This window comes from Microbacterium enclense, assembly GCF_001456955.1.
In the GTDB taxonomy this organism is placed as follows: domain Bacteria; phylum Actinomycetota; class Actinomycetes; order Actinomycetales; family Microbacteriaceae; genus Microbacterium; species Microbacterium enclense.
Genome location: NZ_KQ758470.1, coordinates 103,260 through 118,305 on the forward strand (window position 1 = coordinate 103,260; position 15,046 = coordinate 118,305).

11 protein-coding genes are annotated in these 15,046 nt (G+C 70.2%); 7 read left to right on the forward strand and 4 right to left on the reverse strand.

Going from position 1 to position 15,046, the window contains the following annotated elements; all coding sequences use genetic code 11:
• Window positions 1-62: 62 nt before the first annotated feature.
• Window positions 63-3,755 carry a multifunctional oxoglutarate decarboxylase/oxoglutarate dehydrogenase thiamine pyrophosphate-binding subunit/dihydrolipoyllysine-residue succinyltransferase subunit gene (locus tag AS029_RS08360; protein ID WP_082642232.1) on the reverse strand — a complete coding sequence of 1,231 codons (3,693 nt, stop codon included), beginning with the start codon at window positions 3,753-3,755 and terminating at the stop codon, window positions 63-65.
• A 138-nt stretch (window positions 3,756-3,893) separates the two neighbouring features.
• On the opposite strand from AS029_RS08360, the gene guaB1 reads away from it, so the two are divergent.
• Window positions 3,894-5,354 carry a GMP reductase gene (gene guaB1 / locus AS029_RS08365; protein ID WP_058232141.1) on the forward strand — a complete coding sequence of 487 codons (1,461 nt, stop codon included), beginning with the start codon at window positions 3,894-3,896 and terminating at the stop codon, window positions 5,352-5,354.
• Here the strand turns inward: guaB1 and AS029_RS08370 are convergent.
• Window positions 5,344-6,375, reverse strand: a complete 1,032-nt coding sequence (locus AS029_RS08370; protein ID WP_058232142.1) for a glycoside hydrolase family 76 protein — start codon at window positions 6,373-6,375, stop codon at window positions 5,344-5,346. The two genes, guaB1 and AS029_RS08370, sit on opposite strands and share 11 nt — an antisense overlap.
• Before the next feature lie 155 nt (window positions 6,376-6,530).
• Between AS029_RS08370 and AS029_RS08375 the strand changes: the two genes are divergently transcribed.
• The gene (locus AS029_RS08375; RefSeq protein WP_058232143.1) at window positions 6,531-7,871 is read left to right on the forward strand and encodes a hemolysin family protein; all 1,341 of its coding nucleotides are present in this window, start codon (window positions 6,531-6,533) and stop codon (window positions 7,869-7,871) included.
• Window positions 7,871-8,926 (forward strand): hemolysin family protein, encoded by a 1,056-nt coding sequence (locus AS029_RS08380; RefSeq protein ID WP_058232468.1) that lies wholly within the window; start codon window positions 7,871-7,873, stop codon window positions 8,924-8,926. Before AS029_RS08375 ends, AS029_RS08380 begins: the two co-directional genes overlap by 1 nt.
• Window positions 8,927-9,093: 167 nt before the next feature.
• Here the strand turns inward: AS029_RS08380 and AS029_RS08385 are convergent, their stop codons facing one another.
• Complete coding sequence (locus tag AS029_RS08385; RefSeq protein ID WP_058232144.1) at window positions 9,094-10,152, reverse strand: NADH:flavin oxidoreductase/NADH oxidase; 1,059 nt, start codon at window positions 10,150-10,152, stop codon at window positions 9,094-9,096.
• A 29-nt stretch (window positions 10,153-10,181) separates the two neighbouring features.
• On the opposite strand from AS029_RS08385, the gene AS029_RS08390 reads away from it, so the two are divergent.
• The 3 genes from AS029_RS08390 (at window position 10,182) to AS029_RS08400 (ending at window position 12,958) form a co-directional block, all read left to right on the forward strand.
• The gene (locus AS029_RS08390) at window positions 10,182-11,036 is read left to right on the forward strand and encodes an ADP-dependent NAD(P)H-hydrate dehydratase (RefSeq protein ID WP_058232145.1); all 855 of its coding nucleotides are present in this window, start codon (window positions 10,182-10,184) and stop codon (window positions 11,034-11,036) included.
• An 85-nt stretch (window positions 11,037-11,121) separates the two neighbouring features.
• Window positions 11,122-12,429, forward strand: a complete 1,308-nt coding sequence (locus AS029_RS08395) for a glycosyltransferase family 87 protein (RefSeq protein ID WP_058232146.1) — start codon at window positions 11,122-11,124, stop codon at window positions 12,427-12,429.
• Between the two features lie 202 nt (window positions 12,430-12,631).
• Complete coding sequence (locus AS029_RS08400; RefSeq protein ID WP_058232147.1) at window positions 12,632-12,958, forward strand: thiamine-binding protein; 327 nt, start codon at window positions 12,632-12,634, stop codon at window positions 12,956-12,958.
• A 105-nt stretch (window positions 12,959-13,063) separates the two neighbouring features.
• Here the strand turns inward: AS029_RS08400 and AS029_RS08405 are convergent, their stop codons facing one another.
• Entirely contained in the window at window positions 13,064-13,489 is a 426-nt protein-coding gene (locus AS029_RS08405) for a hypothetical protein (RefSeq protein ID WP_139168070.1), read from the reverse strand.
• A 238-nt stretch (window positions 13,490-13,727) separates the two neighbouring features.
• Here AS029_RS08405 and AS029_RS08410 point away from each other — a divergent pair, with 238 nt between their 5' ends.
• Complete coding sequence (locus AS029_RS08410; protein ID WP_058232149.1) at window positions 13,728-14,975, forward strand: MFS transporter; 1,248 nt, start codon at window positions 13,728-13,730, stop codon at window positions 14,973-14,975.
• The last annotated feature ends 71 nt before the right edge of the window (window positions 14,976-15,046 follow it).

Below are 15,046 nucleotides of genomic sequence, written 5' to 3' on the forward strand. Positions count from 1 at the left end.
GCCGGCGCACACGGAGAAAGGGCCCGGTCGACCGAAGTCGTCCGGGCCCTTTCCCGATGGCGTCAGCGCGCGAGCGCTTCCTTCATGATCGCGGCGTGCTCGTTCGCGTGCACCTTCGGCGAGCCGGTCGCCGTCGATGCGGCAGCCGCACGCGAGATGCGGCGCACCGGGCGACCTCCGAGCCGATCGGCGACCTCGAGGGCGATGAACGGCCACGCACCCTGGTTCTCGGGCTCGTCCTGCACCCAGACCAGTTCGGCGTTCGGGTACTCCGCGAGCACCCGGGTGAGCTCCTCGATCGGTGCCGGGTAGTACTGCTCGAGGCGCACGAGGGCGATCTCGGGGTTGGGGTTCTTGTCGAGCTCCGCGCGCAGATCCCAGTGGATCTTGCCGGCGTGCAGCAGCACGCGCGTGACGGCGCCGCGGTCGATGCCCCGGTCGTCATCGAGCACCGGCTCGAACCGGCCCGAGAGGAAGTCCTCGACGGGGCTCGTCGCGCCGCGCAGGCGCAACATGGCCTTGGGAGTGAAGACCACGAGCGGGCGACGGGGGCGCTGGTACGCCTGTCGACGCAGCAGGTGGAAGTACGACGCGGGGGTCGAGGGACGCGCCACGATCATGTTGTCTTGCGCGCACATCTGCAGGTAGCGCTCGATACGGGCCGACGAGTGGTCGGGGCCCTGACCCTCGTAACCGTGGGGGAGGAGCAGCACGACGCTCGACTGCTGCGCCCACTTCTGGTCGGCCGACGAGATGAACTCGTCGATGACCGACTGCGCACCGTTGGCGAAGTCGCCGAACTGCGCTTCCCACAGCACGAGGGCGTCGGAGCGTTCCACCGAGTAGCCGTACTCGAACGCCATGGCCGCGTACTCGCTGAGCAACGAGTCGTAGACCCAGAAGCGGCCCTGGTTCTCGCTGAGGTTGGCCAGTGGCAACCATTCCTGACCGTTGCTGCGGTCGTGCAGCACGGAGTGGCGCTGCACGAAGGTGCCGCGGCGCGAGTCCTGACCCGCGAGGCGTACCGGCGTGCCTTCCATCAGCACGGAGCCGAAGGCGAGGAGCTCGCCGAAGGCCCAGTCGATGTTGCCGTTGCGGCTCATGTCGAGGCGCTTGTCGAGCAGCTGCTGGAGCTTGGCGTGCACCGTGAAGCCGTCGGGCTTGTTCACGAACGCGTCGCCGATGTGCTGCACGACCTCGCGCGCGACGCCCGTCGTCTCGGGCTCGCCGACAGCCGGCTCGTCGGCGGCATCCGTGGTCACGACCGGGTTGGTCCCGGTCTCGGCCTCGTGCGTGTCGGCGAAGGCGACCTCGAGACGGTTCTGGAAGTCCTGCTTCGCCTGCTCGTACTCGTCTTCGGTGATGTCGCCGCGACCGACGAGCGACTCGGTGTAGAGCCGTCGCACGGACCGCTTCGCCTCGATGAGGTTGGTCATCAGGGGCTGGGTCATCGAGGGGTCGTCGCCCTCGTTGTGACCGCGACGGCGGTAGCAGACGAGGTCGATGACGATGTCGCGATGGAATTCTTCGCGGTACAGGAACGCGAGCTCCGCCGCGCGGACGACCGCCTCGGGGTCGTCGCCGTTCACGTGCAGGATCGGCGCCTGGATGGTCTTCGCCACGTCCGTGGCGTAGACGGAGGTGCGCGCGTCGGTCGGAGTGGTGGTGAAGCCGACCTGGTTGTTCACCACGACGTGGATCGTGCCGCCGGTGCGGTAACCGCGCAGCTGCGACATCTGCAGCGTCTCGACCACGACGCCCTGGCCCGCGAACGCGGCGTCGCCGTGCACGAGGATGGGCAGCCACGAGAACGTGCCGATGGGCTTGCGGTCCTGCTTGGCACGCACGATGCCTTCGAGCACGCCGTCGACGGTCTCGAGGTGAGACGGGTTGGCGGCCAGGTAGACGGGCAGTTCGTCGCCGTTGTCGCCGACGAAGGTCCCCTCGGTGCCGAGGTGGTACTTCACGTCGCCCGAGCCGCGCTTGCTGCCGATGGCGACCGCGCCCTCGAACTCGCGGAACACGTGGCCGTAGGTCTTGCCCGCGATGTTGGTGAGGACGTTGAGGCGACCGCGGTGGGCCATGCCGATCGCGGCACCGTCGAGGCCGACGGAGGCCGCGCCCTGCAGGATCTGGTCGAGCAGCGGGATGAGCGACTCGCCGCCCTCGAGGCTGAAGCGCTTCTGGCCGACGTACTTCGTCTGCAGGAAGGTCTCGAAGGCCTCGGCCTGGTTGAGCTTCGACAGGATGCGCAGCTGCTCGTCGTGACCCGGCTTGGTGTACTTGACCTCGACGTTGCGCTGGAACCACTGGCGCTGCGCGGGGTCTTGGATGTGCATGTACTCGACGCCGATGGTGCGGCAGTAGGAATCGCGCAGGACGCCGAGGATGTCGCGCAGCTTGGCGACGCGCTTTCCGCCGAGGCCGCCGGTGACGAACTCGCGGTCGAGGTCCCAGAAGGTCAGACCGTGCGACTCGATCTCGAGGTCGGGGTGCGTGCGCTGGACGTATTCGAGCGGATCGATGTCGGCCATGAGGTGGCCGCGCACGCGGAACGAGTTGATGAGCTCCTGGACGCGGGCGCTCTTGTCGATGCGCTCGGAGATGTCGACGCTGATGTCGGCCGCCCAATGGATGGGGGCGTAGGGGATGCGCAGCGCGGCGAAGATGTCGTCGTAGAAGCCGCGCTGGCCGATGAGCAGCTCGTGCACCTTCTTGAGGAACTCGCCGGAGCCGGCGCCCTGGATGACGCGGTGGTCGTAGGTGCTGGTGAGGGTGATCGTCTTGCCGATCGCCAACTCGTTGAGCGTCTTCTCGCTCGCACCCATGAACTCGGCGGGGTAGTCGAGGGCGCCCGCGCCGATGATCGCACCCTGGCCGCGCATGAGGCGCGGGACCGAATGCACGGTGCCGATGCCGCCGGGGTTGGTGAGCGAGACCGTGGTGCCCTGGAAGTCGCCCGGGGTGAGCTTGTTGCCGCGGGCGCGCCGCACGAGGTCTTCGTAGGAGGCGAGGAACTCGCCGAACGTGAGCGTGTCGGCCCGCTTGATGCTCGGCACGAGCAGGGCGCGCGAGCCGTCGGGCTTGGGCATGTCGATCGCGATACCGAGGTTGACGTGCGCGGGGGCGACGACCGAAGGCTTGCCGTCGACCTCGGCGTAGTACACGTTCTGGCTCGGGAACTCCTTGAGCGCCTGGATCAGCGCCCAGCCGATCAGGTGGGTGAAGCTCACCTTGCCGCCGCGCGTGCGCGACATGTGGTTGTTGATGACGATGCGGTTGTCGATCATCAACTTCGCCGGGATCGTGCGGACGCTGGTGGCGGTGGGCACCGTCAGGGAGTCGTCCATGTTGGATGCCAGGGCCTTCGGCATCCCCTTGAGAACCGTCACGCGGTCTTCTTCGGTGCTCTCGGCACCCGTCGACGGCAGGGCGTTCGGGGCCTGCGCCGGGATCGGCTGCGGGGCCGCCGGCTTCGTCGTGGTGCGAGCGACCGGCGCCTGACCGACCACGGGGATCGGGGCGGTCACCGGCTTGGGCTCCGAGCCCGTCGGCGCCGGCGGCGCGGCAGGCGGGGGAGCGGCGGCGGAGGACCCGTCGACGACCGGGTGGTACGCCTCCAGGATCGGCCACCAGGCCTTGTCTACGGAGTGCTTGTCGACTTTGAACTGTTCGTAGAGTTCGTCTACGAGCCACTCGTTCGCGCCGAACTCGCCCTCGCTCGAAGTACCGACGCCCGTCACCTGGCTCGACACAGTCGATCGCCTGCTTTCCTCGATGAAGATTCCTGTGGATGCGCCGACGTCGCCGTCACGCGCGCCCTCAACCCTAGCCGAGGATTTCTCCCGCGAACGGGGGCCTTTACATTCCCGTGATGTGGTGAGGTGGATGCCATGGAGTTCTCCGGCGCGCAGCCCGAAGTCGACCTCACCTACTCGGACGTGTTCCTCGTCCCGCGTCATTCCGAGGTGCGCAGCCGCCTCGACGTGGACCTCGCGCCGGCCGACGGCAGCGGGGCCACCTTGCCCTTGGTCTCGGCGAACATGAACTCGGTGACGGGCACGCGATTGGCCGCCGCTCTGGCGCGTCGCGGCGGTCTCGGGGTGCTTCCGCAAGACCTCCCCCTGCCCGAGCTGCTCGAGGCGGTCGAGTGGGTGAAGTCGCAGCCCGTCGCCTGGGATGCGCCGCTGGTGTTGCCGCCGGGGGCCACGGTCGCCGACGCGCGCCTGCTGCTGCCGCCGGTGAGCGGGCGGGGCATCGTCGTCGCCGACGCACGCGACGACGGATCGATCGACCTGGCCGGCTTCCGCGGCATCGTGCCGGCCACGCGCCTGGCCACCGCCCTGCTCGACGCCACCCTCGGCGACATCACCCGAGGCGAGACCCCGGTCATCGAGGCGTCGCGGATCGGCGACCCCCGGGCTGTGTTCACGCTGATCGAAGAGACCGGGGCCGACGTGGTCGCGGTCGTCGATGACGACCGCGTGGTCGGCACCCTGTCGCTGCGCAGCGCGCTGCGCGATTCGGTCTACCGCCCCGGCGTCGACGCGGACGGGCGCCTCATCGTCGCCGCGGCGGTGGGCATCAACGGCGACGTCGCCGGCAAGGCGCGCGCTCTCGCGGCCGCCGGTGTGGATGTGCTGGTGGTCGACACCGCGCACGGGCACCAGGCGCAGATGCTCCGGGCGCTGCGCGAGGTCGCGGCTCTGGATCTCGGCATCCCGATCGCCGCCGGCAATGTGGTCACCGCCGAGGGCGTGCGCGACCTGACCGATGCCGGCGCGACCATCCTCAAGGTCGGGGTGGGACCGGGGGCCATGTGCACGACGCGCATGATGACCGCGGTCGGCCGCCCGCAGTTCTCGGCCGTGCTCGAGACCGCCGAGGCGGCGCGCAGCGTCGGCGCGCACGTATGGGCCGACGGCGGCGTGCGCTACCCGCGCGACGTCGCTCTCGCGCTCGCCGCGGGCGCGGCATCCGTCATGATCGGCTCGTGGTTCGCGGGCACGATCGAATCGCCGGGGCGGCTGCTCACCGACGACACCGGGCTGCTCTACAAGGAGTCGTGGGGCATGGCCTCGACCAAGGCGGTGCAGGGGCGGTTCGGTCGACTGGATCCGTTCGAGCGTGCCCGCAAGGAGCTGTTCGCCGAGGGGATCTCGTCGTCGCGCATCTACCTCGACCCGCAGCGGCCGGGTCTGGAGGACCTTCTCGACATGATCACGTCGGGCGTGCGCTCGTCGTTCACCTACGCCGGCGCGTCCACGGTGGCCCAGTTCCACGAGCGGGCTCGCGTCGGGCTGCAGTCCGCGGCCGGCTACGAGGAGGGCAAGGCGCTCCCCGTCAGCTGGTGAGACCCGACACCTGCACGTCGGCCTCGAGAGTGATCCACGCGCCGAGCTGCACCGAGAGGTCGAGGTCGTCGCCCTCCGCGCGGGCGGGTCGGCGCGGGTCGGCGGAGAACAGGCCGTCGCGGCGCCCGTTCCACAGCGCCTCGGCGTTGCGGTGCACGAGATCATGGGCGGCGCGGGATACCTCGCGATGCTCGTCGTTCGCGACGTCGCGGGCGAACCACTCCGCGGCTTCCGCCAGATAACGGGCGAGGATGCCGGAGAACAAGCCGCCGTCGCCACCACCGGCGGCGGGGAAGAGCCCCCCGTCCGCCTCGCACCAGCGCTCGACCGCGCGCACGAGCGAGATCGCCCGCGCCTCGTGGGCTTCGCGGGCGTCGGCATCGGGCGCCCCCTCGGCCAGGGCGAGGGCCGAGCCGATCGCGACGCCCTGGTTGTACGTCCACAGCTCGCTGCGGACGGTGCCGTGCTCGACGCCGTCGCGCACCAGGCCCGTCGCCGGGTCGTCGAGGGTCGCCGCGACCCAGGCGTCGAGATCGACGGCCGATCCCCGTCGCGCCGACCACGCCAGGGCGATCGCCGCCGGCCCGTTGGCGGGCGCGTTGTAGAGCGCACTGCCGACCGCCCACGGCAGAGCCCCGACGGTCGGGTCGACGGCGTCGCCGAGCCGCCGCGTCAGGCGGTCGACCCGGCGGTCGTGCAGGTCGTAGCGCTGCAGGGCGAGGGTCATCCACGCCACGTCGTCGTAGAACGGCGTCGTCCAGCGCCCGAGCGTGCGCAGCGTGACACCGCGGTGGATCGCCCGCAGGAGGCGACCGCGGCGCGGATCGGGGCGGTGCTCCTGCGCATCGCGCAGCACGTGCAACAGGTGGGCGTGCCACCAGTAATGCCAGGTCGTCGCGCCCGGGACGCCCGTCGGCCCGGCGTGCGCCCACGCGACCGGCCCGTAGCGGTGGACGTAGCGGCGGACGACGGCCGACTCTGCGGCCATGGCACGCGCCTGCGCGGGGGATTCGGCATCCATCCCCCTATCCTCCACAGGTGCGGGGTGGGGACGATCCGGATGCCGCGGGGTCGGGACTGCCATAGAATCATCGGCACGATGGACGACCCTCCCAGTTGTAGACCCACGCCCCACCGACCCTCTTCCGCCGAACGCTCGAGCGGGGGTGATGCCTGATGGATTACGTCATGCTGGGCGTGGGGCTGCTTCTCACCGTGGGAACCGGACTGTTCGTCGCGAGCGAGTTCGCCCTCGTCAACCTCGACCGCGCCGATCTCGAGGCCCGCCGCGACGCCGGCGAGTCACGACTGTCGCTGACCATCGACGCCCTGCGCATCACCTCGACGCACCTGTCGAGCGCGCAGCTCGGGATCACGCTGACCACGCTGCTCACCGGTTACACGATGGAGCCGGCCATCTCGAATCTCCTGCGCCCGGTGTTCGAGGCATGGGGCCTGCCGGAGGCGCTGATCGTCTCGCTCGCCGCCGTGATCGGCGTCGGCTTCGCGACCGTCCTGTCGATGATCCTGGGTGAGCTCGTGCCGAAGAACTTCGCGCTCGCGATCCCGCGGCAGACGGCGAAGCTCGTCATCCCGTTCCAGGTGGCCTTCACCGCGGTGTTCAAACCCGCGATCCTCGTGCTCAACGGCAGCGCGAACGGCGTGCTGCGCGCCATGGGCGTCGAACCGAAAGAAGAGCTGTCGGGCGCCCGGTCGGCCGAGGAGCTGTCGAGCCTGGTCAAGCGCTCGGCCAGCGCCGGCATGCTCGAGAAAGACACGGCCTCGCTGCTGGATCGCAGCCTCACGTTCGCGCGCCTGAGCGCCGCCGACGTCATGACCCCGCGCCCCAGCGTGCACGCACTCGCCGCCGGTGACCCGGCCGACGACGTCGTCCAGCTCGCGCGGCGTACCGGCCACAGCCGCTTCCCGGTCTACGGCGAATCGATGGACGACATCGTCGGGGTCGTGCACCTGAAGGCGGCCATCGGGGTGCCGCGCGAGAAGCGCGGCGAGGTGCCGGTCGCGGCCCTCTCGACCGAGCCGCTGCGCGTTCCCGAGACCGTCCACCTCGACACGCTCGTCTCCGAGCTGCGGTCACGGGGCTATCAGATGGCCATCGTCGTCGACGAGTACGGCGGCACCGCCGGCGTCGTGACCCTCGAGGACCTCGTGGAAGAGATCGTCGGAGAGGTGCTCGACGAGCACGACCGCTCGCGCGCCGGAGTCGTGAGGTCTGCGGCATCCATCACGTTCCCCGGTGACCTGCGACCCGACGAGGTGCTCGATCGCGCCGGTGTGCGCGTGCCCGAGGGCGAGGTCTACGACACCGTGGGCGGTTTCATCATGGCGGCGCTGGAGCGCATCCCGGTCGTCGGCGACACCGTCGACATCGACGACGGCGTGCTCGCGGTGCAGCGCATGGACGGCCGTCGCGTCGACCGCGTGCAGTTCACGCCCGCCCCGCAGGAGCAGAACGTCGACGACCTCGTCCGTGCGGCGAAGGGCGGTGATCAGTGATGAGCGATTGGGCGGGAATCGCGTGGCTGGTCGTGCTGCTGGTCGCGAATGCCTTCTTCGTCGGCGCGGAGTTCGCCGTCATCTCGGCGCGTCGGTCGCAGATCGAACCGCACGCCGACCGCGGCTCGCGGGCCGCGAAGACGGCGCTGTACGCGATGGAGCACGCCACGCTCATGCTGGCGACGTGTCAGCTCGGCATCACGATCTGCTCGCTGCTGATCCTGAACGTCTCGGAGCCGGCCATCCACCACCTGCTGGCGGGGCCGCTCGGTCTCACCGGCATTCCCGAGGCGGCGGTCGACATCGCCTCGTTCGTCGTCGCGCTGCTGATCGTGTCGTATCTGCACGTCGTCTTCGGTGAGATGGTGCCCAAGAACCTCGCGTTCTCGCTGCCCGATCGCGCGGTGCTCATGCTCGCGCCGCCCCTGGTGGCGGTGTCGAAGGCGTTCCACCCGGTCATCGTGGCGCTGAACTGGACGGCGAACCACGTGCTGCGTCTCTTCCGCGTCGAGCCGAAAGACGAGGCCGCCTCGACGTACACGCTCGACGAGGTCGCGACGATCGTGACGCAGTCGCGGCGCGAGGGTGTGCTCGACGACGCCGCAGGCACCGTCACGGCGGTGGTGGAGTTCACCGAGAAGAAGGCCGCCGACATCGCGGTGCCGATGGGTCAGCTGGTCACACTCCCCGAGACGACGACTCCGGCCGAGATCGAGCGGGCGGTCGCGCAGCACGGCTATTCGCGCTACGTGATCGTCGACCCCGCAGGCAACCCGACGGGCTACGTGCACTTGAAAGACGTGCTGCGTGCGGCGGAGGGAGCGGATGCCGACATGCTGCGGCCCATCCCGAGCAAACGCGTGCACCACATGGTGTCGGTGCTGGAGACGACCGACCTCGAAGATGCTCTCGCGCTCATGCGCCGCTCCGGCCGCCACCTCGCGCAGGTGCGCGACGAGCGCGGCGACGTGCAGGCCGTGCTGTTCCTCGAGGACGTCATCGAAGAACTGGTCGGCGAGGTGCAGGACGCCACCGAGCGCCGCCGCTTCGTCTGACCGCAGAACACCGGATGCCACGGGGCCGCGGCCTCGTGGCATCCGGTGTCTTCGTGCCGGCGGCGGGCGACGACATGACCGAGTTCCACCGACCCGACACGGGATGAACATGAAACGCGGGTGATCTCGGGAAGCGCGAGTGATCTCGCCGCGGGCCGGCGCGGCGGTCAGTACGCGCGGAGGTACTGCGCGGGAGCGGGATTGTCCGCCCCGAGGGCCGCGGCGGCGCGGAGGGCGTAGTGCGGGTCGCGCAACCACTCGCGGCCCGACATGATCGCGTCGGCGCGACCGTCGGCGAGGATCTGCTCGCCGAACGTCGGGTCGTCGATCATGCCCACGGCACTGACGAGCAGACCGGTCTCGCGGCGGACGATGGCGGCGTGGTCCACCTGATATCCGGGGCCCGGGACGATGCGCTGCTCGGGCACGAGTCCACCGCTCGAAACGTCGATCAGATCGGCCCCGGCATCGGCGACGAGGCGTGCGGCCGCGACCGTGTCGGCGACGTCCCACCCGCCCTCGGCCGCGTCGGTGGCCGAGAAGCGCACGAAGACGGCCGCGTCACCCACAGCCTCGCGGACGGCCTCGGTCACGCGGACGAGGAGTCGCACACGGTTGTCGAACGACCCGCCGTACTCGTCGTCACGGTGATTGGTCAGCGGCGAGAGGAACTGGTGCAGCAGATAGCCGTGGGCGGCGTGCACCTCGATGACCTCGAAGCCGGCGGAGACGGCCCGCCGGGCGGCATCGGCGAAGTCGGACACCACCTTCTCGATGCCCTGCGCGTCGAGCGCGATCGGCTCGGCGAAGGCGTCGTAGGCGAGAGCCGAGGGCGCCACGGTGGTCCACCCGCCTGCGTCGCGCGGAACGGTGCCCCGCCCGCCGGTGAGCGGCGACGTGGTCGAGGCCTTGCGGCCTGCGTGGCTCAGCTGGACGCCCGCGACGGCGCCGCGCGAGCGGATCGCCGCGACGATCGGCGTCCACGCCTCGGCCTGCGCCTCGTTCCACAGCCCGGCGTCGTCGGGCGAGATGCGACCCTCGGGCGAGACGGCGCTCGCTTCGGCGATGACCAGGCCCGCCCCGCCGGCGGCGAACTGGGCGAGGTGCACGTGATGCCAGTCGTTCGGCACCCCGTCGACCGCGCTGTACTGACACATCGGCGACACCCAGAGTCGGTTGCGCAGCTCGATACCGCGGATGGAGAGGGGTGTGAAGAGGGCGCGCATGGGGGACCTTTGCGTTCTAGGGTGTCGCCATGACGGCGAAGGACTGGAGCGGGCTCGACGCCGCCCGCGTACTGCGGAGGCCAACGGCCGACGACGACAAGTATTCCCGCGGGGTCGTAGGGCTCCGCACCGGGTCGTCCCGCTACCCTGGCGCCGCTGTGCTCGGGGTCGAGGCCGCGTGGCGGACCGGCACGGGTATGGTGCGCTACCTCGGGCCCGAGCGCGCACAGGACCTCGTGCTGCAGCGCCGCCCCGAGACGGTGACCGCCGACGGACGCGTGCAGGCGTGGGTGATCGGATCGGGAACGGATGCCGCCGAGCGCGGTTCATCCGAGACGGCCGCGTTGCGCGGCATCCTGAATGCCGACGTGCCGGTCGTCGTCGACGCCGGGGCGCTGGATCTGGTGCCGGGGGCGTCGGCGCCGGTCATCGTGACCCCGCACGCGCGGGAGCTCACCCGGTTGCGCGAAGCGCTCGGCCTGAAGTCTGACGATGCGCGCGACGACGACGCGAGGGAGGCCGTCGCTCGCGAGACGGCGGAGGCGTTCGGCGGGGTGGTGCTGTCGAAGGGGGCGGTGACCATCGTGGCGGCGCCGGGCGGGTGGAGTCGTCGCGTGTCGGCGGGGACGCCGTGGCTGGCCACGGCGGGGACGGGTGACGTGCTGGGCGGTGTGCTCGGGGCGATCACCGCCGGCGCGGTCGCGGCCGGGCGTACCGGGATGGACGACCTGGCGGCGTGCGCGGCGACCGCGGCGTGGGTGCATGGACGCGCCGGTTCGGTGGCATCCCTCTCTCGGGGCGGCGGCGGGCCGGTCGCCGCGCTCGACGTCGCGGAGGCGCTGCCGGGGGTGGTCGCCGCGCTTCTCGAGGACTCGATCGCGTAACTTTCGGTCCCCGTCCGCCCGCCCTGGCGGGGGCGGGGCGGGCGCTCGTCAGGGGCGCTCAGGGAGCGCCGCTTAGGATTGGCCGGTGCTGAGGCGTGTCATTCCCCTGTTGGTCGCGTTCGTCGCCGTGCACGTCGTCGTGGCCGTCCTGGGCTATCAACAGCCCAACGAGCCGATGGGCGATGTGTACCTGGTATACGAGCCGTGGTCGCGTTGCGCCCTCTTCGGCGGCGTCGATGTGACCTCGTGCACGCGCAGCGACACCTGGCAATGGCCCGGGATCACCGAGAAGTGGATCTACCCGCAGCTCGCGTTCCTGCCGATGACCTTCGCCTGGGTGTTCGCGTGGGCGATCAGCTACACGCCCGCGTGGGCGCTGACGGTGTCGCTGTTCAACCTCGTCGCCTTCCTCGTGCTGGTGGGCGACGCGCGTTCGCGGGGTCGTGTGATCGCGGCGTGGTTCTGGCTCGCGGCGATCCTGCTCATCGGCCCGGTCGGGATCTACCGCATCGACGGCATCACCGTCCCCCTCGCGCTGCTCGGCGGAATCTGGATGCTGCGTCGCCCGTTCGTGGCATCCCTTCTCCTGTCGATCGCGGTGTGGATGAAGGTGTGGCCCGCGGCCATCCTCGCTGCCGGTCTCGTGATCATCCGACGCCGGCTCGCGCTGGTCTGGGGCGCGGTGGCCGTCTCGCTCGCCACGATCATCCCCGTCGTGGCGCTCGGCGGCGCCCCCTACGTCTTCGGCTTCGTCGGGGATCAGACCACGCGTGGCATCCAGATGGAGGCGCCGGTCGGCGGCCTCTACATGTTCCTCGCCGCCTTCTACGTGCCGGGCAGCGAGGTCTACTACGACGGTGACGTGCTGACCTTCCAGGTGACCGGACCGGGCGCCGAGCCGCTCATCGCCGCGATGACGCCGATCATGCTTCTGGTCATGGCCGGCGTGGCCGCCGTCGGCGTATGGAAGCTCCGTCATGGCGCGACCTTCCTCGCCCTCTTCCCGCCGCTCTCGCTCGCGCTCGTGACGGCGTTCATCGCGCTGAACAAGGTGGGATCGCCGCAGTACTACGTCTGGCTGTTCGCCCCCGTCGCCCTGGGCCTGATGCTCGATCGTCGGCGTTGGTACTCCTTCGCAGCCATGACGCTGGTGATCGCCGGGCTCACGCAGTGGATGTACCCGATGCTCTACGACGGTCTGATGGCGACGCATCCGAACCCGTTCCCGGTGGTCGTGCTCGAGCTGCGCAATCTTCTCGCCCTCGTGCTGCTGGTCTGGGCGATCGTGCGCGTCGTGAAGGCTCCGACCGGTCGCGTGCGTCCGCCCGCGGGCCTGCGCGAGATCGTGACGGGCCGACGCCCTGTCCCGCCGCGGGTTCCCGCGGGGCGCTGACCTCGCGGGCGTGTCTCGCACACCCCGGTAGACGGGACGTTCCCGCGCCGCCGCGAGATCTCGGCGCGCGGCGGACCGGGTGTTCGCCGTCCGCCATGGGTTCAGGAGATCGCGGAGCGCGGGATCGTGCCCCCATGCTGCTGGCGAGACACGGATACCGACCGCGCTCGGCGCGGCGACGCGCGACACGTAGTCTCGGAACATGCTCATCGCTTTCTCGGTCGCTCCCTCCGGCATCGGTTCCGCCGCGGCGGAGAACCCCGACGGGTCGGTCCATGACGCGGTCGCGGCGGCGGTCGCCGTCGTGCGCGCATCGGGCTTGCCGCACCGGACCACCTCGATGTTCACCGAGATCGAGGGGGAGTGGGACGAGGTGTTCGCCGTCGTCAAGGCGGCGACGGATGCCGTTCTGCCCTACGGATCGCGTGTGTCGCTGGTGCTCAAAGCCGACATCCGTCCGGGCCGCACGGGCGAGATGGACGGCAAAGTCGACCGGCTGGAACAGGCGCTGGAGCGCCGGACCGACTGAGCCCCGTTCAACCTCCGCCTCACGCCGTACGAGGGCGCTTCGCCTGTCGGTTTTCGACGATCGGTCGAGCGGCCCTCCGCCGACGACGTGACCGGCACCGCATCGTCACGTGGCGGGCGGTTCGGTCCAGGCGCGCTTCGCTATGGCCGTGACGTCGGCGTCGATGCGGGCCATATCGCCGCGCAGCCGACTCTCGACGCTCTCCATATCGCCGCGCAGCCGACTCTCGACGCTCTCCATCTGCGCGGTGAGGCGCGCTTCGACGCTGTCGATCTTGGCGTTGAGTCCGGCTTCGACGCTTTCGATCCTGGCGTTGAGCGCCGTTCCGAGGCTATCGATGCGGTACCCCGTCGCCTGGAGCTCCGACATCGTCTCGAAGCGCAGCGCGTCTATCCGCGACTCCAGGCGGTCGGTGTTGGCCGTGATGACCTTCGAGAGCGAGCTCATGATGAGGTTCGTGCTGAACGTCATGCCGCCGAGCACGGCGGCGGCGAAGGTGCCGATCAGCACCCAGACCTGTGGTTCCGTCATCTCCGGCATCCCTTCATTGTGTGACGAGGAGTTCGAGAGTGCCACGCTCGGAGCGGGTGAAATCCGCCGATGTATCGGATCGGGGGAGAAGTCGTCGAGGTTGGTGGTGGGGAGGAACCGCGACACTCGGACGACGCCGACGTCTCCGGGCTGAGCGACGTCGAAACGATTCGGCCTCGACGGGCGTCCCCGCTACGATCGATGTGTGACCTCTTCGACGACCTCGAGAGGTGCGGCGATGCGGGCGCTCCTTTCTCTCGCCATCGGCAGTTTCGGCATCGGCATGACCGAGTTCGTGGTGATGGGCCTGCTGCCCAACATCGCCCGTGAACTCGTTCCGGGAGTCTGGGCCGCGTCTCCCGACGACGCCATCGCCCAGGCGGGCTGGCTCATCTCGCTCTACGCTCTCGGCGTCGTCGTGGGGGCGCCCACGATCGCCGGCTCCGTGGCGCGTTTCCCGCGCCACCGCGTGATGATCGTGCTGGCCGCCGCGCTGGCGTTCTTCACCCTCTTGACGGTCATCGCTCCGACGTTCGAGCTCGTCGCGGCATCCCGCTTCCTCGCCGGGCTCCCGCACGGTGCGTACTTCGGCATCGGTGCGCTCGTCGCCGCCGATGCCCTCGGACCCGGCAACCGCGCGAAGGGCGTCGCGTTCGTGCTCACGGGTCTGACCATCGCCAACGTCGTGGGCGTGCCGCTCGGCACCCTGCTCGGGCAGCAGGTCGGCTGGCGTGCGGCGTTCGCCGTCGTGACCGGCATCTTCGTGCTCGCCACGATCTGCATCGCCCTGTTCGTGGCGAAGCACCCCGGCTCGCCCGGTCGACGGTTGCGCGACGAGCTGCGGGTGTTCCGCATCGCGCAGGTGTGGTTCGCGCTGGGGATCGGCGCCATCGGGTTCGGGGGCTTGTTCGCGATGTACAGCTACATCGCGCCCATGGTCACCGACATCGCCGGGCAGCCGGAATGGGCCGTCTCCGTCGTGCTCGTGATCATGGGCGTCGGAATGACGGTCGGCAACGTCGTGGGCGGCACCCTGGCCGACAAGAACCTGCGTTTCTGGCTGTACGTCGGGCTCATCGCGCTCGCGGCGGCATCGGTCGGCGCCGCCGCGACTTCGGGGTGGATCGTGAGCCTCGTGCTGTTCGCCTTCCTCGTCGCGTTCTGCGGCGCGGCGCTGAGTCCGGCGATCCAGACCCGTCTGATGGACGTCGCCGAAGACAACCAGTCGATCGCCGCGGCGCTGAATCACTCCGCGCTGAACATCGGCAACAGTCTCGGTGCGTTCCTCGGCGGCGTGGGAATCGCGGTGGGACTCGGGCTCGCAGCTCCCGCCTGGGTCGGCGCGGTGCTGGCCCTCGGCGGACTCGTCGTGGCCATCGTGTCGTATCGCAGCGAGTACCGCACCGGTCGGCACCCCGCGCACCGGATGCCGGCGGCCGAGGCCGCGCAGACCGCGATCACCGGCTCGATCCCCACGCAGGGCTGACCGTCCGGTTCGGGGCGCCGGCTCACGCACCGTCGTGAGTCCGTGCCGCTCCGCCCGTCCGGCATGCGCCG